A 20,974-nucleotide genomic window follows, 5' to 3' on the forward strand; every position below is an offset into this window, starting at 1 on the left:
TTCGCACTGAAAAACTCAAAAGTCCACCCTATATAAGCAGGAGTAAAACACTCAAAACATACTCGCTAAAAATAACACCTTGATCACATTCGTTTTCCTACAAAAAATAGCCGTGAAAATTCTCGATAATAAGTAGGCATAAAAAAGCAGTAACAAAAAAATGCTACTGCTTTTAAAAACTTCATCACCTTGTAATGACTTGCAACTAAGTCATTACAACATAGCGCTACTTACGCTTTTGCTAACAAGTAACGTGTCAACAAGGCAACAGGTCGACCGCTTGCGCCTTTACTCGCACCACCAGACCACGCTGTACCAGCAATATCTAAATGTGCCCAAGGGTACGACTCAGTAAAGCGAGACAAGAAGCATGCCGCGGTAACAGAACCAGCTTCAGGACCACCAATATTAGCAATATCCGCGAAATTACTGTCCAGTTGCTGTTGGTATTCTTCATCCAAAGGCATCTGCCAAATTTTATCAGCTGCGGTGAGGCTTGCTGCTTTTAGTTCAGCCGCCAAAGCATCGTTATTTGCATACATACCAGAATTCACACTGCCTAGTGCAACAACACAAGCACCAGTCAAGGTAGCAATATCAACCACAGATTTAGGATTAAAGCGTTCGATATATGACAAGGCATCACATAACACTAAACGACCTTCAGCATCCGTATTTAAAATTTCTACGGTTTGACCAGACATAGTTTTCACAATATCACCTGGTTTTGTCGCACGGCTGCTTGGCATATTCTCAGCAGCAGCAATAACCGCTGTAAAGTTAAGCTTTGGTTTCAATTCACAAATGGCTTTCATCGTACCAAACACACTGGCAGCACCACACATGTCGTACTTCATTTCATCCATCTTTGCGCCTGGTTTCAAAGAGATACCACCAGTATCGAAGGTGATACCTTTACCCAGCAATACATGAGGTGAATCACCTTCTTCACCACCACGATAATTCATCACAATCAGGTAACTTGGCTGATCACTACCGCGACCAACAGACAACAAGCAATGCATGCCAAGCTCGTCCATTTTGTTTTCATCTAGCAACTCAACATCAATGGCATATTCTTCCGCCAAATGCTGCGCTTTAGATGCCAAGTAACTTGGTGTACAAACATTACCCGGCAAATTGCCAAGTTGTCGCGCAAAAGCAGAACCGTTTGCTGTTGCTGTACCGATTGCAAGAGCCGCTTCATCTGTGCCTTCAATAAGCAAAGTTTCCACTTTCGTTGCTTTTTCCGCATCGTCTTTCTTAAAGCCAAGAAAATTATAAAAACCTTCGTTCAGCCATTGCGCTATCAATGAGGCAGTATCCGCTTGCGAACGATTTTTAAATTCAAGCGATGCACTTGCTACAGCAACTGACGCATACGGCAAACCTTTAATTTGAGCGGCAACAGCAGCAATCACTTTACGCGCCTGCATATCACTCAACTCACCACTTTTACCAACACCAACTAACAGTACAGCTTGAGCAAAATCTTGAGATGCACACGGCAGCAATAGAGTCTGTGCCAAGCCACCTTTAAAAACACCAGTTTCACGCAATTGAGACAATTGCCCTTCAATTCTGCTATCTATCCAAGCCGTCGATTCAGAAAAATCACCTTCACTAGGAACAAAAGTAACAAACAAATCAGCCTGAACGGTGGAGAAGCGATCAAATAACGCCATTTTCATGTAAAAACCCTCGAATAAATAACTTTTAAAAAAAACTGGATAATGTCCTTCTTACCACGAGATAATGGGGGCTTTAGATATGTAATCAACTCTACGCTTTAAGAAAGCATCATTCATCCAGAGGTGACCTTGAGACTATTCAAATACTTAGCGAAAGAAGTGCTTGTGTCAACAGCTGGGGTAACGCTAATTCTATTGCTTGTGATTATAAGTGGTCGATTCTCATCTTATCTAGGTCGTATTACTGAAGGTAAAATGACATTTGAATTCCTGTTTGTCATTCTTGGATACCATATCCCTAGTTTCATTCAGATGATTCTACCCTTAGCGTTTTTCTTATCAATATTATTGGCATTTGGACGTCTCTACATAGAAAACGAAATGTCAGTCCTTTTTTCCAGCGGCATTAGCAAAATAAAAGTAGCAACTTACACCCTTGGTATTGCTAGCATCGTGAGCTTAACCAGTGCCACCCTAAACTTTTGGCTTGCACCACTTAGCGAATATAAAGCGGCAGAGGCAGCACAAGAACAAAACCAATTATCTGCTTTTGATTTACTCTTGCCAGGTCGTTTTGAAGGTAGAGGACAGCAAACTAGCTATATAGATAGTTTCACCCCAGAAGAAGGCTGGATGAATCAAATATTCCTCTCAGATGTGACTGGCAAAAAAGGCAAGCGGGTACCAGTACAAACCTTTGCCGCTTACGCAGAACAAATACGTATACCGTCTGAAAACAACCAGAACTATCTTGTATTCAAAAATGGCACACGATACGAGGGCAAACCAGGAACGGCAAACTACCGCATCACTCAATTCGATACGTACGCCGTTCGCATGGAAACCAAAGATCAAAGCGCTATCGACGAACCATACACACAGAGCACCATAAATTTGATACAAAGCTCTAGACTAGCTGACAAGGTAGAACTCCAGTGGCGAATATCACTCGTCATTATGATTCCTATTCTTGCGGTCATTGGTCTGTCGTTAAGTCAAGTAAACCCAAGACAGGGTCGCTTCTTTAAAATGTTGCCTGCTATTATTTTAATGATTTTTTACATCGCGCTATTAATCTGGGGGCGCACTGGTTTAGATAAGAGCAAGCTGCCGATTCAACTTGGGCTATGGTGGATTCACGGAGTATTCATGGTCATAGCAGCCATACTTTTTATGCAATACAATCAGCTATTTGAACGCCGTAAAGCCAAGCAATCCAAAATCGGCGAAGGCGAGTAACGCATTATGAACAAAATCGATAAATACATTGCTAGCAGCGTCTTATGGGCATTTTTGATCGTCGCCTTAGTATTGCTTGGATTAGATTTCGCACTCACTTTTATAGAACAAATTAAAAAAGTAAACGACAGTTATACCATCCAGTCTTTACTTCAAGTTATCCTATATCGATTACCCGGAAAACTAGCTGAATATACCCCTATCGCATCACTGATTGGCACACTAATGGGATTGGGTACGCTAGCAGCAACCTCAGAATTAACCGTCATGAGAGCCGCTGGAATGCCTATTTGGCGAATTGGTTTTGCTGCATGTCAACCAATTTTACTTGTTTCATTACTTGGCATGGGCGTTTCTGAATTTATTGCACCTATCGCCACACAAAAAGCCAATCTAATCGAAAAATTCCAAGATCAAAAAAATGGTGACTTCTCACTTACGGGCGGCGTTTGGCTAAAAGCAGATGGCAACTTCATTTACATTGATGCCGCTGATAACAAAGGAAAATTATACGGTGTAAAAATTTTTTCACCTTATGAGCAACAACTTCAATACATACAAACAGCAGCCAACGCAGAACACATCGAAGACTCAACATGGCAGCTTAACGATGTATCGAAAACAACTTTTTTCCCTGATCGCATTGAAACCAGCAGCTCAAGCCATGCAGATTGGTCTGTTAGCATCACCCCTGAGCATTTATTCTTAGCCTCTCAAGAGCCGAGTGCTTTATCGCTAAGCCAACTAATGGGCTACAACCAATACCTCTATAAACAAAAACTCGATGGCTCGCAATATGAGCTAGAGTTTTGGATGACTGCACTTCGGCCTATCGCCTCTCTGGCATTAGTCCTAGTCGCGCTATCAAGTGTTTTTGGGCCATTAAGATCATCCACTATGGGTGGTAGAATTTTCTCTGGAGTCATAATCGGACTAGCCTTTCAAAATGGCTTAAATCTATTTGGCAGAATGAGTGTCGCGATCGATTTTCCACCTGCAATAGGCGTTAGTATTCCCATTGCAATTTGCCTAATAGCTGGCATTATTTTAATGAAACGCAGAGGATAAAAAAAACCACAAAAAAATACGACATGCAATTACCACCTGTCGTATTTTAAATAACCATTCTATATTGAGATATCCAGATAGACCGCAATAAATCAGATCTAAGCAGCCATAAATCGAGCAATCCTTCCTAGCGCTTCCTGCAACCTTGATCCATCGCACGTATATGCAAACCGGACATATTTATGCGCATTTTTCACGCCAAAATCAGCCCCAGGCGTTAACGCTACTTTCTCACTTTCTAACAACGCCAAACACCACTCCATTGCATCATTAGTCACAGCAGATACATCCACATAAACATAAAAAGCGCCATGCGCTGGCGCAACGACAGGCAAGCCAATTTTTTCTAAACCATCAAGCAATACTAAGCGGCGAGCATTTAGTGTTTGTCGACGCATCTCACACTCAGCAAGCACTTCAGGACCAAAAGCACTCACCGCGGCATATTGAGAAACACTTGGCGCAGAAATAAATAAATTTTGCGCTAATTTAGTTGCGCCTTCAATTGCCCATTCAGGGACGACTAACCAACCCAAACGCCAACCAGTCATGGCAAAATATTTTGAAAAGCTATTAATAACAAAAATATCATCATGAATGGATAAGGCAGAAAAATTTTCGCCCTCGTAGACCAGCCCTTGGTAGATTTCATCGACCAATAAATGCCCACCCAACGATTGAACTCTTTCCCAAGCCTCAGTCAAATAAGCTTTGCTTAAAACAGCCCCAGTTGGGTTAGAGGGAGACGCTAACCAAAGCCCTGAAGTATTTACACCCCAATGATCAGAGAGCACTTTCAAATCTATTTCAAAACCGTTACTAGCTTCTGTCTCAATCAATTTAGCTTTTGCACCAGCTTGAATAAGAAAATGTCGATTACAAGGGTAGCAAGGGTCTGGCATCACCACGTCATCACCCGCATCAACCATAAGCGAAGCCATTAACAAAAGCGCACCAGAGGCACCCGGAGTAACAATAATTCTCTCAGGAGACACATTCACTTGATACCGAGAGGCATAATCATCACTGATAGCTTGCTTTAGTTCTGGTAAGCCCGTTGCCGACGTGTAGCCAGTTTTACCATCCTTAATAGCTTTCACTCCAGCATCACCAACCGAATCAACAGCAACGAAATCTGGCTCACCAACCTCAAGATGAATGACGTCTTCACCTTGAGTCGCTAGCCACTTAGCTCTCTCCAACACAACCATGACCTGAAAAGGCGAAATATCGTCGACTCTTGCTGCTAATTTATGCATTTTCATCACATTTTCTCTGTTTAATTTGAATATTTAATGAGATTTTTCTCAAAACATGTGGTTAAGCGTCTCGTTATCTGGTAAGTTTCCGCCCGAAAATAAATCACCTAATCTTATTTGTTTACAGGTTACCATAATGGATACCTGCGAAGTGAGGCTATGCTTATGCCAAAAATGAACCCCGATTCATTAATGAAAGACTTCACTCCTTACGTTGCTAAGGACGGCGAAGAATACATGAACGAGAACCAGTTGGCGCATTTTAAAAGCATCCTACTCAACTGGAAACAAAACCTAATGGAAGAGGTTGATCGTACTGTAAACCACCTTAAAGAAGAGGCGGTAAACTATGCTGATCCAAATGATCGCGCCAGCCAAGAAGAAGAATTTAGTCTCGAACTACGTGCACGAGATCGTGAACGTAAACTGGTTAAAAAAATATCTCAAACAGTAGAGCTTATTGATTCTGATGATTACGGCTTTTGTGATGAATGTGGTATAGAAATAGGCATTCGCCGTTTAGAAGCTCGCCCAACAGCAACCATGTGCATTGATTGCAAAACGTTGGCAGAAATCAAAGAGAGACAAATCGGCGGCTAATCTTGGCTCTTAATAAGGTTAATGCGATGTCGAACAAACCTAAATTAGAGCCACACAACTCTAATTTAGGTAAAGCTGTATATCGAGGCCGCTTTGCACCTTCGCCAACCGGCCCACTCCACTTTGGCTCGCTAGTAAGTGCATTAGCGAGCTACTTGGACGCCAAGCAAAATCAAGGCGATTGGATCATTCGCATTGAGGATGTAGATGGCACTCGCTGCAAAGCGTCCTTTTCAGAACAAATCATAGAAACCCTCAATAGCTACCAACTTAGTTCTGATGAACCGATTAAAGTCCAAAGTAATAACACCCAAACCTACGAACAACATCTATTAATTTTAAAAGAACAAACGCTTGTTTTTCCCTGCAATTGCACTCGTCAGTCACTCTCAGAATATAACGGCAACCATCCATATGAATGCAAAAGCACTTTAAGCAAAACTCATTCATGGAGACTAAAAGCAAGTAATGATGTCTATCAGTACGAAGACACTATTCAAGGTTCATTGAAATTTATTGATGACCTAAAAAGCACCAGCCCGATACTCAAAAGAAAAGACGATTACTTTTCCTATCAATTAGCCGTTGTCATAGATGACCACCAACAAAACATTACCGACCTAGTAAGAGGCGCAGACTTAATAGAAACAACAGCACAACAACTCTACCTGTACGATTTATTTAAATGGACACCGCCAAGTATTTGCCATATCCCGCTCATAACCAATACGTTAGGCGAAAAAATTAGCAAACAAAATCACGCGAAGCCAATAGAAAACGGCCACCTACCCACCTTATTACGAGCCTTGCATTATTTAGGCATAGATTTAAATTCGCCACCCTCCATATCAGAAGCCCTATCTTTAGCCGTAAAAGAGTGGAAACCAAGTAAACTCTATAGAATTAAACACCTTCCTTTGGAAGAACAAGACTTACACCTCATCTAACCCACGACTTTTGAGTTCAGCTCGACCCAAGAATACGCCTGTGTGTATAATCGTTACATCAGTTACAAGAGGTGACACTTTATGCACAGCATTATGATTATTTGCCCAGATAACTCCTCGTTAAAAGAATCGGAAAAATGGTTATCGCGGTATGGCTTCCAAGTCAACATTAGCAACTCGCTTGAACAAGCCAATAAATATTATGAACTAGCAGAGTTCCATCTATTGCTCATTGACCAAGAAGTCATTGATGAAATAAATGAAAACAGTGTCGAACTACCTCAAACACCTCAACACATAGTGTTAGATTCAAAAGCCAGCTTAAGCTCAGGTGTCAACAGCATGGCGCAAGGTGCCATTTACTACCTTCCACTACCAACCAACTCAGAAATACTGCTTAAGCATGTCGTCAACGCCTTAGAACCAAAAGAACAAACAGCGTCAGAGTCAAAAGCCCCCCTCCCAATTATAGACACAAAAGAATCACTAGATTTAGGCTCAACCAATAGCAGCATCATTGGGCAATGCCCTCCCATGCTGGACCTGTTTATAGACATTAAGAAAATCGCCGCCACAGAGGCAACAACTCTTATTCGAGGAGAATCTGGAACAGGTAAAGAACTGGTTGCTAAGGCCATACATAACGCCAGTCTAAGAAAACACAACCAGATTGTTAGTATTAACTGTGCCGCCATTCCAGAAAACCTAATTGAATCTGAATTATTTGGCCATGAAAAAGGCGCATTTACTGGCGCAACAGCAGCCCATGACGGTTTAATCAAAACAGCTGACAAAGGCACTCTGTTCCTCGATGAAATCGGCGAACTACCTCTCGAAGCCCAAGCCAGACTACTGCGAGTTTTACAAGAAGGTGAAGTTCGTCGAGTTGGCGCCACTGAATACAAAAAAGTAAGCATTCGACTTATCGCCGCAACCCACAGGGATTTATTCGATATGGTCAGAAAAGGCCTGTTCCGAGAAGATTTATATTACCGCCTGTATGTTATGGAACTGCTACTCCCCCCACTAAGAGAGCGAGGTGACGATATTTCTATGATCGCCAAAGTGCTACTCGAAAAAGCCTGCCAAAAACACAACAAGCCCGTCTATCATTACAACCGCACATTTGATAAGGCCATCCGATCCCATCATTGGCCAGGCAACGTCCGAGAACTTGAAAACGCAATTGAAAGAGCGGTTATCTTAAGCCCAGTAGAAAAAGTCGAAGCAGCCAACCTAAAACTGGCAGACCAACAAAGACACCACAGCACAATAACTGGCACTTTTGAACAAAACACATCTCAATCACAAGGCACCACACTGGATGATTATCTAAAGCACTTCGTTCTTACGCACCAGCACAAGATGACAGAGACCCAACTTGCACATTCTTTGGGCATATCAAGAAAAAGCCTGTGGGAAAGAAGACAAAAGTTACATATACCAAAAAAAGTAACACAATAAAAGTAACACTTGATACCAAAATACCCAAAACTAAATTACAATATTGTAAAAAAAGTGAACAGTATTTTCTTAAACCTTAATAAAATCAGTATTTTATAATTTTTGGCACAACAAATGCCTTATGTATGTCACAACGATAATAAGATTGACCAAGAATAAAAATAAGTTAGTCGTCGTATGTAGGTTCTTAAAAACAAAAATAATAGATAAGAACACTGTGACCTCTTCAAATAAAAATAAAAATTTGAGGTCATGGATGGAAAATCGCTTTGGATAATTGATCTTTTTAGATATGCAAGCCTTAGGGCTATGAAAACAATGCAATAATAAAAATAATATTTAAGTAGAACTGCTGAAGCAGCGCTGACTTTGTTTTCGGAACTAGTATCTTCATGTATCCAAAGCGATTATTTTATTTACTAATCAGTAAATAACCAATCGCTTAAATAAACACCCAATTCATCTACCAAACATTTCCAACCACATGGAAAACGCCTCAATCTACACATCGAATTCATCCAAACCACACCATTATCCGTGTAAATTTATGCTATCACGTGTAGAATGTGTTTCATCGTTAACTTACAAATTTGTTGTCTAATGCTTACAGGATTCAAATCTCTGGTACGTAAAGCTACCTCACTGTTTGCCTCACCGCAGGAACAGTCTTACCCAATTATCATACCTCGCAGCGAACATAGCTTGTCTCGTCAGGATTTAAGCCCTAACGCTGTCAAAGTGTTATATCGCCTAAATAAAGCCGGTTATGAGGCTCACCTCGTCGGCGGTTGTGTTCGAGATCACCTTATTGGCATGAAGCCAAAAGATTTTGATGTCGTAACCAACGCAACACCTGAAGAAGTTCATGCAACCTTTTCTAATTCAAGATTAATTGGTCGTCGCTTTCGACTTGTCCACGTTACTTTTGGACGTGAGATTATTGAAGTCTCAACGTTCAGAGCAAACTCAGCACAAGAAGAAAACGATGATTCATCACAAGAAAAAACCTCATTAAAAGGTAAAGACTCGGCACGCTCCACACACGGAATGCTCTTACGTGACAATGTTTATGGCGACATTGAAGATGATGCGGAACGTCGTGACTTCACCTTTAATGCCTTGTACTACAACGTTAAAGACTTCAGCATCCATGATTACTGCGGTGGCCTGAAAGATATTGAAGATAAAAAAATTCGCATTATTGGTGATCCTCGTAAACGATATGCTGAAGACCCTGTTCGCATGCTTCGCGCCATTCGCTTTGCTGGAAAACTAGGCTTTGAAATGGACGCAGAGACAGCCGCGCCCATTAAAGAGATGGCTCATTTACTAGATCACATCCCACCAGCTCGCCTTTTTGAAGAAGTATTAAAACTATTGGGCAGCGGTAACGGCATTGCGACCCTCGCTCTACTTCGTCAATACGGTTTATTTCGTTATTTATTTCCAGACACTGACGCACTCCTACAAAGCGGTTGGAAACGCGACGATATAGATCCAGAAGCTTTTATTTTGCAAGGCCTGAGCAACACAGACAATCGAATTCAAAGCGATAAAACCACTGCTCCATATTTTTTATACGCCATACTACTTTGGCCGAGCGTGGCATTACGTCATGAAGAATTTCAAGCGCAAGGTATGCCTGCAACACCGGCATTACACCAAGCAGCCAACATGGTGCTAGATAATCAAGTGGCCGCTACGGCGATTCCTCGTAGATTTTCTACACCTATGCGTGAAATATGGGATATGCAGTACAGACTTCCAAAGCGCTATGGCAAACGCGCATTCCTGTTACTAGAACACCCTCGCTTCCGTGCTGGATTTGACTTCCTTCTTATCCGAGAGCTAAGCGGTACACAGCTAGATGGTTTAGGTGACTGGTGGGAAGCGTTCCAACACGGAACAGAAGCACAACAACGCGATTTAATTAAAAGCATTGATGCTCGATCTAACGACAAAGATGGCCCTAAAAAACGCCGCCCACGTCGCCGCAGAAAAAGTAACGGTGCAAATACATCAAGTGAAGCTCAAGACAATACCGCTCAAAGCGACAAATCTAACGAATAAGAGGATGCGCTTTGATACAAGCTTATATTGGCATAGGCAGCAATCTTGAAAACCCAATAGCACAGCTCGATCGTGCGATTGAAACACTAAAGAAACACGACGATATAAACCATTTTCGTGTTTCTTCTATTTACGGCAGTAAACCTGTTGGCCCACAAGACCAACCAGATTACATAAATGCCGCAGCCACTTTTACAACAAAACTATCCCCAATAGCTCTACTAGATTTACTGCAAAGCATCGAACAAGCACAACGTCGAGTCAGAGAGCGCCATTGGGGGCCACGCACCCTAGATTTAGATCTGTTATTGTACGGACAAGAGCAAATTCAACTTCCAAGACTCACGGTCCCTCACACCTTCATGTTAGAACGAGGGTTTGTAATAAAGCCTCTCAGTGATCTTGCTCCCGATATGCTATTGGCAAATGGCAAAACCGTTATCGAGCAGTTACATCAGCTTGATACCAGTGATTTAGTCTTTATCAAAGAAGAATAAAATATGTATTCAGATAACTCACAAAAAAAACTCATAAAACCTGTCACCTTATCGACCCTCAAGCAAATGAAGACAGATAAAGACAAAATTACTATACTGACTTCTTACGATGCCACCTTTACCAACGTTATGAACGTCGCTGGTGTAGAAGCTATCTTAGTTGGCGATTCGCTAGGCATGCTAGTTCAAGGTCAAGACAGCACACTTCCCGTAACAATAGAAGACATGTGCTACCACACAGCAGCAGTAAAACGAGGCAACACAAACGCCTTTATTGTTAGCGACATGTCATTCATGAGTTACAGCAAACCAGAACAAGCTTTAGACAATGCTGCAAAACTGATGCAAGCAGGTGCAAATATGGTCAAACTAGAAGGCGGAAGCTGGTTAGCAGACACCATTAAACTACTGAGTCAGCGCGGCATTCCCGTTTGTGCCCATCTAGGTTTAACCCCACAGTCTGTGCATAAACTTGGCGGCTATAAAGTACAAGGCAAAAGCCAAGAAACAGCCGATTTACTCCTACAAGAATCGCTTGAATTAGTTGAAGCTGGGGCTGATATGCTACTTTACGAATGCATCCCTACAGCTCTTGGTAAATCCCTAACCGAAGCAGTACCTGTTCCCACCATTGGCATTGGTGCAGGCCATTACACTGATGGTCAAGTATTGGTTTTGCACGACATGATAGGCCTCAACTTAGGTCACACACCACGCTTTGTGAAAAACTTTTTAATTGATGGCCGTAATATAACGGAAGCGTTTGAAGCCTATGTTAAAGAAGTAAAAGACATGACCTTCCCAGGCGCAGAACACGGATTTAAATAATGAAAACTTTCCATACAGTTACTGAACTTCGCGCCGCATTAAAAGTCGAACGACTGAAAGATAAAAGCATTATTTTTGTACCAACTATGGGCAATTTGCATGACGGTCACATGTCATTAATTCGTCGAGCAAGGGAAGAAGGCGATATTGTTGTTTCTTCCATTTTTGTCAACCCAATGCAGTTTTCAGCTAGTGAAGATCTAGAACGTTACCCAAAGACACTGGAAGCAGACAAAGAAGCCTTAAACGCTAATGGCTGCGACTACTTGTTCGCACCAGATGCATCAGAAATGTACCCAGACAGCAAACAAAGCCAAACTGAAATTGAAGTTATCGGTTTATCAGACATACTTTGTGGTGAATCACGTCCAGGACACTTTGTCGGCGTTTCTACTGTCGTTACAAAATTATTTAACATCGTTCAGCCAGACTGTGCCATATTTGGTGACAAAGATTTTCAACAATTAAAAGTCATTGAAAACATGACGCGAGACCTTAGCTCTAACGTTCGCGTCATCGGTGTAGAAACCGCACGCAATGACAACGGATTAGCCATGAGCTCACGCAATGGCTATCTAACAGAAGAAGAAAAACACATCGCAACCGCGATGTACCAAACCTTGTTATGGGCAAAAGAAGCGCTTATAACAAGCAGTGCGAGTCACGAGGACATTCGCGAACAAGCTCAACAGAAGCTTGAAGCAGTTGGTTTCCGTCGTGATTATTTTGAAATCCGCGCACAAAATAATTTACAAACACCATCAGAAGAAGAAAAAAGCCTCGTCATTTTGGCTGCGGCATACCTAGGCAGCGCACGCTTAATTGATAACGTGCGTTTTGAACTAGCCTAATTCACCTTCAATAAACTAGGGAGATTGTAATGAACTCACCCACAGAATTAACAGCTTGGAAAAAGCTAGCTGATCATCAACAAGAAATGAACTCTGTTGATATGAAATCTTTGTTTGAAGCGGATTCAAAACGTGCAGAAAAATACACAGCACAGGCAGCAGGCTGGACTCTTGATTACGCCAAAAACCGTGCGAATAAAAAAACCCTTTCTCTACTCACAGACCTAGTGAAAGAAGCAGGGCTAGAACACGCCATCAAAGGTATGTTCAGCGGCGCGCACATCAACAATACAGAAGACCGCTCTGTATTACACATCGCCCTTCGTGCTAGCCAAGCACAAGAATCACTTATGGTAGATGGCGTTAACGTCTTAGCCGAAGTTCGTGCGACATTAAAGCAAATGGAAAAGTTTGTCGCTCAACTACACAGCGGTGAATGGAAAGGCCATACAGGTAAAACTATTACAGATGTCGTTTCTATCGGTATCGGTGGCTCTTACCTTGGGCCAAAAGTCGTTGCCGAAGCACTAACACCATACGCACAAGATAGTATCAAAGTGCACTTTGTTGCTAACATTGATGGCTCTGATATTACTGGAAAGCTAAAACAGTTAAATCCAGAAACCACTGTTTTTGTCATCTCATCTAAAACCTTCGGCACTCTAGAAACCTTGTCTAACGCCAACGCGGCACGTGACTGGTTCCTAAGCAATGGTGGCTCGGAAGCGTCAGTAAGTAAACACTTCGCAGCGGTTAGCTCGAATGTAGAAAAAGCCGTTGCCTTTGGTATGGCAGAAGAAAATATCTTCCCTATGTGGGATTGGGTTGGCGGACGCTACTCTCTTTGGTCTGCGATTGGCTTACCTGTTGCTATTGCGGTTGGTATGGACAACTTCTACGGTTTACTAGATGGCGCCCACCAAATGGACGAACATTTCCGTACCGCACCATTTGAAGAAAACCTTCCTGTTATCATGGGTGCATTAGGTGTGTGGTATATCAACTTCCACAACGCACAAACTCACGCCTTGATTCCTTATGATCATTACTTGCGTGCACTGCCTGCTCATATTCAGCAGCTCGACATGGAAAGTAATGGTAAAGCGAATCTACTCAATGGCGACGGCGTAGAAACAGACACAGGCCCAATCATCTGGGGTGGCGCTGGCACAAACGGCCAACACGCTTACCATCAGCTTTTGCATCAAGGTACACGCCTTGTTCCTGTGGACTTTATTGCGCCATTGGCAAGCCACAATCCAATTGGCGAACACCATGCACAATTGTTTGCTAACTGCCTAAGCCAGTCACAAGCTTTGATGGTGGGTAAAACTCTTGAGCAAGCAGAGCAAGAACTTCGTGATGCTGGCGCAACAGCAGAGCAAGTCGCTAAGATTGCACCGCACAAAGTGATCAAAGGCAACCGCCCAAGCAACACCCTATTAACCGATAAAATGACACCAGCGACCGTTGGTGCCTTGATCGCCCTTTATGAGCACCGTACATTTGTACAAGGAACCATTTGGGGAATCAACTCATTTGACCAATGGGGCGTAGAACTGGGTAAAGTATTGGGAACCGACATCTTCAACCGCCTTGTTAGCGACAGCGACAACAGCGCGCTAGATGCTTCAACCCAAGCACTGATAAAAGCATTTAAGAAAGCTCAGTCTTAAAATTTTATAGCTTTCTACTATTGAACTAAAAACACCAGCCTCGGCTGGTGTTTTTTTATATATAAGAATTATTAATTTAACGAAAAGCAGTTTATATTTTATTAAACATAGACATGAGGTGAAAATGGAGTCTTCAGATAAAGGATTATTTATTAAGATAATGGATCAAAAGCGTGTAGAAAGTTTTTTAGATGGTCAGGTTTACTTCAATACAGACAAGTTTTTTACCCAAATTGATAAAAACGATATAGTTCGATTTGACCCAAATGAAAATATTGATGAATCTCTACAAGTAAAGGAAGTTGCAATACAGAACCCAGAAAACGGTGAATATCTACCGATAGGCGGACTAATTAACCCTGTTAAAGTTAGATATGAAAGTAAAACTACATTAAACATTTTCTGTATTTATATTCATTTAGAAAAAAATGCATCTCATTTTGATGAGCGTAACCTTAGTTTTGGCCAATCTGCAGTGATAATAAATGATCCTGTACAATTCACTAAAAGAATTCACAACGCCGCAAATAAAATGTTATTAAATGTTGAGCAGCGCCCGATTGAATATGTAGATCCCAAAGAATATCATGGCACTATTGGACCCTTTAGAAAATATGACAACTTTAAGTATCAAAATGAATTTAGGTACCTACTATACCCAGGACAAGACAAACCAATCACACTTGAGATTGGTGACTTAAGAGATATATGCGTTGTAATAAATACCAAAGAAATTACCAATTGCGCATTATTACTTACCAAGAAAGCTTAATTAGCGGAGAACTTAACTACATTTTTGATTACTAACCCTCTTCATATCAGCGGAATAAAAGCGCTATTCAGCTCAAGGCTTAATACTAAGCCGTATTCAAGCTTTCTTCACGAATTTCGCGGTGACCATCATTTCTCCAGCACCATCAACACGGCAATCCAGTTGGTGGTCTTTTTTATCAAATATTCGCTTTATCACGGCTTTAGTGCCAATTTTTAGTACTTGGGAGCTGCCTTTTATTTTTAGGTCTTTTATCAAGATTACTTTACCCCCTTCGGCGAGCAGTGTGCCGTTGGCGTCTTTGATCATCATCTCGTCTTCATCTGTGTCGATATTGTCTGGATTCCATTCATAAGCGCATTCTGGACAAACAAGGCTGGATTGATCTTGGTAAACATATTCTGATTGACATTGTGGGCAAGGAGGAAAAGACATAATGATAAGGTTCTTCTGCAAAGTAGATTAACGATTTAGGCTGATAATACGCTTTTACCGCCGTACTTTAATAGTATTTAAAGGTGTTAGGATGCTTTATATGCATTCTCTCGTACCAAGATTTCTGTCGCTTGGCATGATACATTGCCATTTCAATAGGTGATTTCACTAAAACCTTCAATGAGACTCCCATGATAGAAAAGCTTGAAATCAGTCACCTCAGAACATTAGATGCGCTATATCAGTTCGGTAATATTTCTGCTGCTGCGGAACATTTAGCGGTTTCTCAACAAGCGACGAGCCTTCAGCTTAAAAAGATAAGAGAGATTCTCGGAGATCAACTTTTCGTCCGAACAGGCCATGGCATGACGCCAACCCCTTACGCCAAACAAATCGAGCCACATATTCAAGACATATTGATTCGTATTAATAAAATCCCGCAACTTAATATAATTGAATCAGACGAAATAGAAAGAACCATTTCAATAAGCGCAACGGACTACACTCAACAAATAATCATCGCAGATTTAATTAAAGAACTCAGGCAATATGCACCAAAGATTAAGGTTATCGTAACCAATATAGAGAGTGTCAACCTAACCAAAAGAATGCTTCAAGGCTCAATAGATATTGCCTTTACAACCAGCGCTTATGTCCCTGAAGGGTTAGTTTCAACGCCTTTATTTTTAGAAAAATATCTATGCGTATCTGCAAATAAAGACATAACGATTGATCGACCTTTGTCGTTAAAAGATCTCGTTAAACACGACTTTATTATTGTATCTCCTGGTGTTGGCAGCTTTACAGGATCTGCCGATAGCTGGCTTGAACAACAAGGAGTACAACGCAATACTGTCCTATCTGCACCTTCGTTTTTCATAGCGAAAGAGTTTTTAAAACAATCAGAGATGGTAGGGTTTATTCCTTCTAGACTCATGCCATGCGAAGGGCTCATTGAGATTCCATTAGAAAAATACCCTCCTGGATACCAAGTTGTTGCGGCTTATCATCCAAGTGCAAAACATGATCCTTTAATTCGCTGGATTCTCGATAGTATCTATAAGCGCTTTTCTAATAAATCATAAAACTCCTTGTATCAGTAACAAGGCTAGCTTGCTCGTCTAGAAAGACACTTACCTCTACTCTAGCGCCACTTTAAACACTAGATAGAGGTACACATGACTATTGAACGCATTAACCCAGCATCTTTATACGATGGAAAAGAAATAGGCATGTCACAGGCGACAATCGATACAGATACCGGCTTAATCTTTATATCAGGGCAAGTAGATTGGAACACTGATTCCCAAGCCAATCACAATGACATTGAGACGCAAACAATAAGGGCAACAGAAAATGTCATGACCGTTTTGGCGGCGGCTAACTCATCTGTCGAGAACATTTTACAATTACGTGTTTATGTCCGTGGCGAGGCTGCAGATTATATGGAAATTATCATACCGATTATTGCAAATACACTAGGCACATCACGCCCCGCTCTTACGGGTATCGGCGTCGCATCTTTGGCATCACCAGATACACTCATTGAAATAGAAGCGACAGCCAAAATCGCTAGATAATTATCCACATAAAGATAGCTAATTCCTTAAAAGTACAGGCTATCGTTAACCAAGTGAGCCAAATAAATGGTTTATTCGACTCACTTGGTATATTTAGATAAATATAATGAGGGTCATGAGAATTAGAGAGTAAAATCCGGCTAACCATGAAACACCCTTTTGGACAGTTTTAAATCAATCAACAGACGTTAATGAAATCGATTCTTATTTACAACATGTTAACGAAATTCAGTAATACCAGACATAAAAAAACCACGAGGCTTTCACATCGTGGTTTTTAGAAGAACACTCAACACCCTTATAGGTATTGCACTTTCTCGATTTCATACGTTGCTTCACCACTTGGGATTTTAACGACAACTTCGTCGCCTTCTTCTTTCCCAATAATGGCTTTAGCAATTGGTGAAGCATAAGAGATTTTCTTAACCTTCACATCTGCTTCGTCGTCACCAACGATTTTATAAGTCACTGTGTCTTCAGTATCAACATTAAAAAGTGTGACGGTTGTACCGAAAATCACTTTAGAAGATGCCACTAATGCCTTTATGTCGATCACTTGTGAATCAGACAGCTTGCCTTCGATCTCTTTAATACGACCTTCAGCAAAACCCTGCTCTTCACGAGCAGCATGATATTCGGCATTCTCTTTTAAGTCGCCATGTTCACGTGCGGTTGCAATGTCTGCAATCACACGAGGACGAACTACAGTTTTAAGATGGTTTAGCTCGTCTCTTAGACGCTTTTCACCTTCTACTGTCATTGGTACTTTTTTCATTATTTCCCCTGGTGCAAATCTTGTAATCTTCTGACGGTAGTTTCACCAGTTAAGCAAATTGCCAAACTCGTCGCCTCTGCGCCAGTTAATGTTGTAGTGTAACAAACCTTGCGCTGTAATGCTGTACGACGAATAACAGAAGAGTCTGTAATGGCTTGCGTGCCTGACGTTGTATTAATGATGTAATCGATTTCGCCATTTTTCATCATATCTACAATGTGCGGACGTCCTTCAGTCACTTTATTAACCTTACGAACTTCAACGCCATTTTCTGTCAAGTATTTCGCCGTACCTTCTGACCCAACAAGATCAAAACCTTGTTCAACCAGACGTTTAGCAACCGCAACCACACCTTTTTTGTCTACATCACGAACACTGATGAAAGCACGACCAGATGTTGGAAGCTCTGTTCCGCCACCTAACAAAGCCTTACCAAAGGCTTCAGCGAACGTATCGCCAACACCCATGACTTCGCCAGTCGATTTCATTTCAGGCCCAAGAATCGGATCAACACCTTGAAACTTGTTGAATGGGAAAACGGCTTCTTTCACACTGTAATAAGAAGGAATGATTTCACTGGTAAAACCAAGCTCTTCTAGTGTTTTACCAGACATCACTAAAGCCGCAACTTGCGCCAAAGAACGACCAATACATTTAGATACGAAAGGAACGGTACGTGATGCACGAGGGTTAACCTCGATCACGTAAATTTCGCCATCTTGAACCGCTAACTGCGTATTCATTAAACCGATAACACCAAGCTCAAGAGCCATGTTTTTAATCATGTCACGAACTTGGTCTTGAATATCCGCAGACAATGAGTAAGGAGGCAAAGAACAAGCAGAGTCACCAGAGTGAACACCCGCTTGTTCGATATGCTGCATGATTCCGCCAATAACCACTTGGTGCCCATCAGAAACACAGTCGATATCAATTTCAATCGCGGCATTCAAGAAGTAATCAAGTAATACAGGGCTGTCATTAGACACTTTTACGGCTGTCGTCATATAACGATTAAGGTCTTTCTCGTTATAAACGATTTCCATTGCACGTCCGCCCAATACATAAGAAGGACGAACCACAAGTGGATAACCAATTTCAGCAGCTTTAACAGATGCCTGCTCAACACTGCGAACTGTCGCGTTATGAGGCTGTTTGTAACCTAGGCGTTGGATCATGCTTTGGAAACGTTCACGGTCTTCTGCACGGTCAATCGATTCTGGCGTTGTACCTATGATTGGTACACCTTCATTTTGCAATGCACGTGCAATTTTCAGCGGCGTTTGACCACCAAATTGCACGATAACGCCTTTTGGCTTCTCTTTGCGAACGATTTCCAGCACATCTTCCAAGGTTACTGGCTCAAAATACAAACGATCAGATGTGTCGTAATCTGTTGATACAGTTTCAGGATTACAGTTCACCATGATGGTTTCGTAACCCGCTTCACGCAAGCCTAAAGCAGCGTGAACACAGCAGTAATCAAACTCGATACCTTGACCGATACGGTTTGGGCCACCACCTAGAATAATGATTTTATCTTTGTCTGTTGGCGCCGCTTCACATTCATCTTCGTAAGTCGAATACATGTAAGCTGTGTTTGTCGCGAACTCTGCAGAACAGGTATCTACACGCTTATACACTGGGTGAACATTCATAAGGTAACGACGTTCACGCAACGATTTCTCAGTAACGTTCAACAAGGTAGCAAGACGAGAGTCAGAGAAGCCTTTACGTTTTAAACGACGAATTACGTCGTAATCTAAGTCAACTAAACCTTTATCCGCTAATGCGATTTCTTCTTTGATCAGATCTTCGATTTGCACTAAGAACCAATGATCAACACCTGTTGCAGCGTAAATTTCATCAATGGTCATACCAGAACGGAACGCATCACCAATGTACCAAATACGATCTGAACCTGGGTTTTTAAGCTCATAAGACAGTTTGTCTTTGCTGTCTTCTTCAGAAAAATCCAACTGAGGGTTAAAACCATCCGCACCGACTTCTAGGCCACGCAATGCTTTTTGCAAAGACTCTTGGAAAGTACGGCCAATCGCCATCACTTCACCAACCGACTTCATTTGAGTCGTTAAGCGATCATTTGCTGTTGGGAATTTTTCAAACGTAAAACGAGGAATCTTAGTAACCACGTAGTCAATCGCAGGTTCAAAACTCGCTGGCATTTGACCGCCAGTAATGTCGTTTTGCAATTCATCCAATGTGTAACCAATAGCCAATTTTGCAGCGATCTTAGCGATAGGGAAACCAGTCGCTTTCGATGCCAAGGCAGATGAACGAGACACACGTGGGTTCATCTCGATAACAACAAGACGACCTGTTTTTGGATCCATACCGAACTGTACGTTTGAACCACCTGTTTCAACACCAATTTCACGCAATACCGCCAAAGAAGCGTTACGCATGATTTGATATTCTTTGTCTGTCAGCGTTTGTGCTGGCGCAACAGTAATAGAGTCACCTGTGTGAACACCCATCGCATCGAAGTTTTCAATCGCACAAACAATGATGCAGTTGTCGTTTTTGTCACGCACAACTTCCATCTCGTACTCTTTCCAACCGATCAAAGATTCATCGATTAGCAATTCGTTGGTTGGAGACAAATCCAAACCACGTGTACAAATTTCTTCAAACTCTTCCATGTTGTATGCAATACCACCACCGGTACCGCCCATGGTGAAAGAAGGACGAATGATACAAGGGAAACCTAAGTCAGCTTGTACTTCTTTTGCTTCTTCCATTGTGTGTGCAATACCAGCACGTGGACATTCAAGGCCAATGGCTTTCATTGCTTTATCGAAACGGTTACGGTCTTCCGCTTTATCTATAGCGTCTGCGGTCGCACCGATCATTTCAACATTATACTTTTCTAGAACACCGTGACGCTCAAGATCCAATGCACAGTTAAGGGCAGTTTGACCACCCATCGTTGGCAGAACCGCATCTGGGCGTTCTTTTTCGATGATTTTTTCGACCGTTTTCCAATCGATTGGCTCAATGTAAGTAGAGTCAGCCATCGCAGGGTCAGTCATTATTGTTGCTGGGTTCGAATTCACCAGAATAACGCGAAAGCCTTCTTCACGAAGAGCTTTACAGGCTTGAGCACCTGAGTAATCGAATTCACAAGCCTGACCGATAACAATTGGGCCAGCACCTAAAATCAAGACGCTTTTTATGTCAGTACGCTTTGGCATAGTATTT

General features: G+C 41.8%; 18 protein-coding genes. 13 read left to right on the top strand and 5 right to left on the bottom strand.

Features of this window, described 5'->3' with window-relative positions; all coding sequences use genetic code 11:
- Positions 1-230: 230 nt before the first annotated feature.
- A complete protein-coding gene (locus IF202_RS16840) occupies positions 231-1,691 on the bottom strand; it encodes a leucyl aminopeptidase (protein ID WP_191596081.1) in 1,461 nt (486 codons plus the stop codon).
- A gap of 123 nt (positions 1,692-1,814) precedes the next feature.
- Here IF202_RS16840 and lptF point away from each other — a divergent pair, with 123 nt between their 5' ends.
- Positions 1,815-2,930: an LPS export ABC transporter permease LptF gene (gene lptF, locus IF202_RS16845; protein ID WP_328797239.1), complete on the top strand. Its 1,116-nt coding sequence runs from the start codon at positions 1,815-1,817 to the stop codon at positions 2,928-2,930.
- A gap of 6 nt (positions 2,931-2,936) precedes the next feature.
- Positions 2,937-3,998: an LPS export ABC transporter permease LptG gene (gene lptG, locus IF202_RS16850; protein WP_191596083.1), complete on the top strand. Its 1,062-nt coding sequence runs from the start codon at positions 2,937-2,939 to the stop codon at positions 3,996-3,998.
- A 98-nt stretch (positions 3,999-4,096) separates the two neighbouring features.
- Here the strand turns inward: lptG and IF202_RS16855 are convergent, their stop codons facing one another.
- Positions 4,097-5,263 carry an aminotransferase class I/II-fold pyridoxal phosphate-dependent enzyme gene (locus IF202_RS16855; protein WP_191596084.1) on the bottom strand — a complete coding sequence of 389 codons (1,167 nt, stop codon included), beginning with the start codon at positions 5,261-5,263 and terminating at the stop codon, positions 4,097-4,099.
- A 159-nt stretch (positions 5,264-5,422) separates the two neighbouring features.
- Here IF202_RS16855 and dksA point away from each other — a divergent pair, with 159 nt between their 5' ends.
- The 9 genes from dksA to IF202_RS16900 all read left to right on the top strand — a co-directional run bounded on the left by dksA (position 5,423) and on the right by IF202_RS16900 (position 14,962).
- Positions 5,423-5,857 carry an RNA polymerase-binding protein DksA gene (gene dksA / locus IF202_RS16860; protein WP_191596085.1) on the top strand — a complete coding sequence of 145 codons (435 nt, stop codon included), beginning with the start codon at positions 5,423-5,425 and terminating at the stop codon, positions 5,855-5,857.
- 26 nt (positions 5,858-5,883) lie between these two features.
- Positions 5,884-6,804, top strand: coding sequence for a tRNA glutamyl-Q(34) synthetase GluQRS (gene gluQRS, locus IF202_RS16865; RefSeq protein ID WP_191596086.1), 921 nt, complete (start codon positions 5,884-5,886; stop codon positions 6,802-6,804).
- Positions 6,805-6,885: 81 nt separating this feature from the next.
- The gene (locus IF202_RS16870; RefSeq protein WP_191596087.1) at positions 6,886-8,268 is read left to right on the top strand and encodes a sigma-54-dependent transcriptional regulator; all 1,383 of its coding nucleotides are present in this window, start codon (positions 6,886-6,888) and stop codon (positions 8,266-8,268) included.
- A gap of 600 nt (positions 8,269-8,868) precedes the next feature.
- On the top strand, positions 8,869-10,338 hold the full coding sequence (gene pcnB, locus IF202_RS16875) for a polynucleotide adenylyltransferase PcnB (RefSeq protein ID WP_191596088.1): 1,470 nt from the start codon (positions 8,869-8,871) through the stop codon (positions 10,336-10,338).
- Positions 10,339-10,352: 14 nt separating this feature from the next.
- Positions 10,353-10,835: a 2-amino-4-hydroxy-6-hydroxymethyldihydropteridine diphosphokinase gene (gene folK / locus IF202_RS16880; protein WP_328797241.1), complete on the top strand. Its 483-nt coding sequence runs from the start codon at positions 10,353-10,355 to the stop codon at positions 10,833-10,835.
- 3 nt (positions 10,836-10,838) lie between these two features.
- A complete protein-coding gene (gene panB / locus IF202_RS16885) occupies positions 10,839-11,663 on the top strand; it encodes a 3-methyl-2-oxobutanoate hydroxymethyltransferase (RefSeq protein ID WP_191596090.1) in 825 nt (274 codons plus the stop codon).
- Positions 11,663-12,514, top strand: a complete 852-nt coding sequence (gene panC, locus IF202_RS16890; protein ID WP_191596091.1) for a pantoate--beta-alanine ligase — start codon at positions 11,663-11,665, stop codon at positions 12,512-12,514. Before panB ends, panC begins: the two co-directional genes overlap by 1 nt.
- A 29-nt stretch (positions 12,515-12,543) precedes the next feature.
- Complete coding sequence (gene pgi, locus IF202_RS16895) at positions 12,544-14,190, top strand: glucose-6-phosphate isomerase (RefSeq protein ID WP_191596092.1); 1,647 nt, start codon at positions 12,544-12,546, stop codon at positions 14,188-14,190.
- A 124-nt stretch (positions 14,191-14,314) separates the two neighbouring features.
- Complete coding sequence (locus tag IF202_RS16900) at positions 14,315-14,962, top strand: hypothetical protein (protein ID WP_191596093.1); 648 nt, start codon at positions 14,315-14,317, stop codon at positions 14,960-14,962.
- 96 nt (positions 14,963-15,058) lie between these two features.
- On the opposite strand, the gene IF202_RS16905 is transcribed toward IF202_RS16900, so the two are convergent.
- Entirely contained in the window at positions 15,059-15,397 is a 339-nt protein-coding gene (locus IF202_RS16905) for a zinc ribbon domain-containing protein YjdM (protein ID WP_191596094.1), read from the bottom strand.
- Between the two features lie 191 nt (positions 15,398-15,588).
- Here IF202_RS16905 and IF202_RS16910 point away from each other — a divergent pair, with 191 nt between their 5' ends.
- Positions 15,589-16,482 carry a LysR family transcriptional regulator gene (locus IF202_RS16910; RefSeq protein ID WP_191596095.1) on the top strand — a complete coding sequence of 298 codons (894 nt, stop codon included), beginning with the start codon at positions 15,589-15,591 and terminating at the stop codon, positions 16,480-16,482.
- Positions 16,483-16,575: 93 nt separating this feature from the next.
- Positions 16,576-16,977, top strand: a complete 402-nt coding sequence (locus tag IF202_RS16915; protein WP_191596096.1) for a RidA family protein — start codon at positions 16,576-16,578, stop codon at positions 16,975-16,977.
- 298 nt (positions 16,978-17,275) lie between these two features.
- Here IF202_RS16915 and greA read toward each other — a convergent pair whose 3' ends face one another.
- Together greA and carB are read right to left on the bottom strand one after the other, a co-directional pair.
- Positions 17,276-17,752 (bottom strand): transcription elongation factor GreA, encoded by a 477-nt coding sequence (greA, locus tag IF202_RS16920; protein ID WP_191596097.1) that lies wholly within the window; start codon positions 17,750-17,752, stop codon positions 17,276-17,278.
- A complete protein-coding gene (carB, locus tag IF202_RS16925; protein WP_191596098.1) occupies positions 17,752-20,967 on the bottom strand; it encodes a carbamoyl-phosphate synthase large subunit in 3,216 nt (1,071 codons plus the stop codon). The genes greA and carB overlap by 1 nt, the downstream gene beginning before the upstream one ends.
- Positions 20,968-20,974: the final 7 nt, after the last annotated feature.

Origin of the sequence: Marinomonas colpomeniae (genome assembly GCF_014803385.1) — a bacterium.
In the GTDB taxonomy this organism is placed as follows: Bacteria; Pseudomonadota; Gammaproteobacteria; order Pseudomonadales; family Marinomonadaceae; genus Marinomonas; species Marinomonas colpomeniae.

Coding starts and splice junctions, on each gene's coding strand:
- IF202_RS16840 (WP_191596081.1), bottom strand. CDS start 1,691: ATGAAAATGGCGTTATTTGATCGCTTCTCCACCGTTCAGGCTGATTTG.
- lptG (WP_191596083.1), top strand. CDS start 2,937: ATGAACAAAATCGATAAATACATTGCTAGCAGCGTCTTATGGGCATTT.
- IF202_RS16855 (WP_191596084.1), bottom strand. CDS start 5,263: ATGAAAATGCATAAATTAGCAGCAAGAGTCGACGATATTTCGCCTTTT.
- dksA (WP_191596085.1), top strand. CDS start 5,423: ATGCCAAAAATGAACCCCGATTCATTAATGAAAGACTTCACTCCTTAC.
- gluQRS (WP_191596086.1), top strand. CDS start 5,884: ATGTCGAACAAACCTAAATTAGAGCCACACAACTCTAATTTAGGTAAA.
- IF202_RS16870 (WP_191596087.1), top strand. CDS start 6,886: ATGCACAGCATTATGATTATTTGCCCAGATAACTCCTCGTTAAAAGAA.
- pcnB (WP_191596088.1), top strand. CDS start 8,869: ATGCTTACAGGATTCAAATCTCTGGTACGTAAAGCTACCTCACTGTTT.
- panB (WP_191596090.1), top strand. CDS start 10,839: ATGTATTCAGATAACTCACAAAAAAAACTCATAAAACCTGTCACCTTA.
- panC (WP_191596091.1), top strand. CDS start 11,663: ATGAAAACTTTCCATACAGTTACTGAACTTCGCGCCGCATTAAAAGTC.
- pgi (WP_191596092.1), top strand. CDS start 12,544: ATGAACTCACCCACAGAATTAACAGCTTGGAAAAAGCTAGCTGATCAT.
- IF202_RS16900 (WP_191596093.1), top strand. CDS start 14,315: ATGGAGTCTTCAGATAAAGGATTATTTATTAAGATAATGGATCAAAAG.
- IF202_RS16905 (WP_191596094.1), bottom strand. CDS start 15,397: ATGTCTTTTCCTCCTTGCCCACAATGTCAATCAGAATATGTTTACCAA.
- IF202_RS16910 (WP_191596095.1), top strand. CDS start 15,589: ATGATAGAAAAGCTTGAAATCAGTCACCTCAGAACATTAGATGCGCTA.
- IF202_RS16915 (WP_191596096.1), top strand. CDS start 16,576: ATGACTATTGAACGCATTAACCCAGCATCTTTATACGATGGAAAAGAA.
- greA (WP_191596097.1), bottom strand. CDS start 17,752: ATGAAAAAAGTACCAATGACAGTAGAAGGTGAAAAGCGTCTAAGAGAC.
- carB (WP_191596098.1), bottom strand. CDS start 20,967: ATGCCAAAGCGTACTGACATAAAAAGCGTCTTGATTTTAGGTGCTGGC.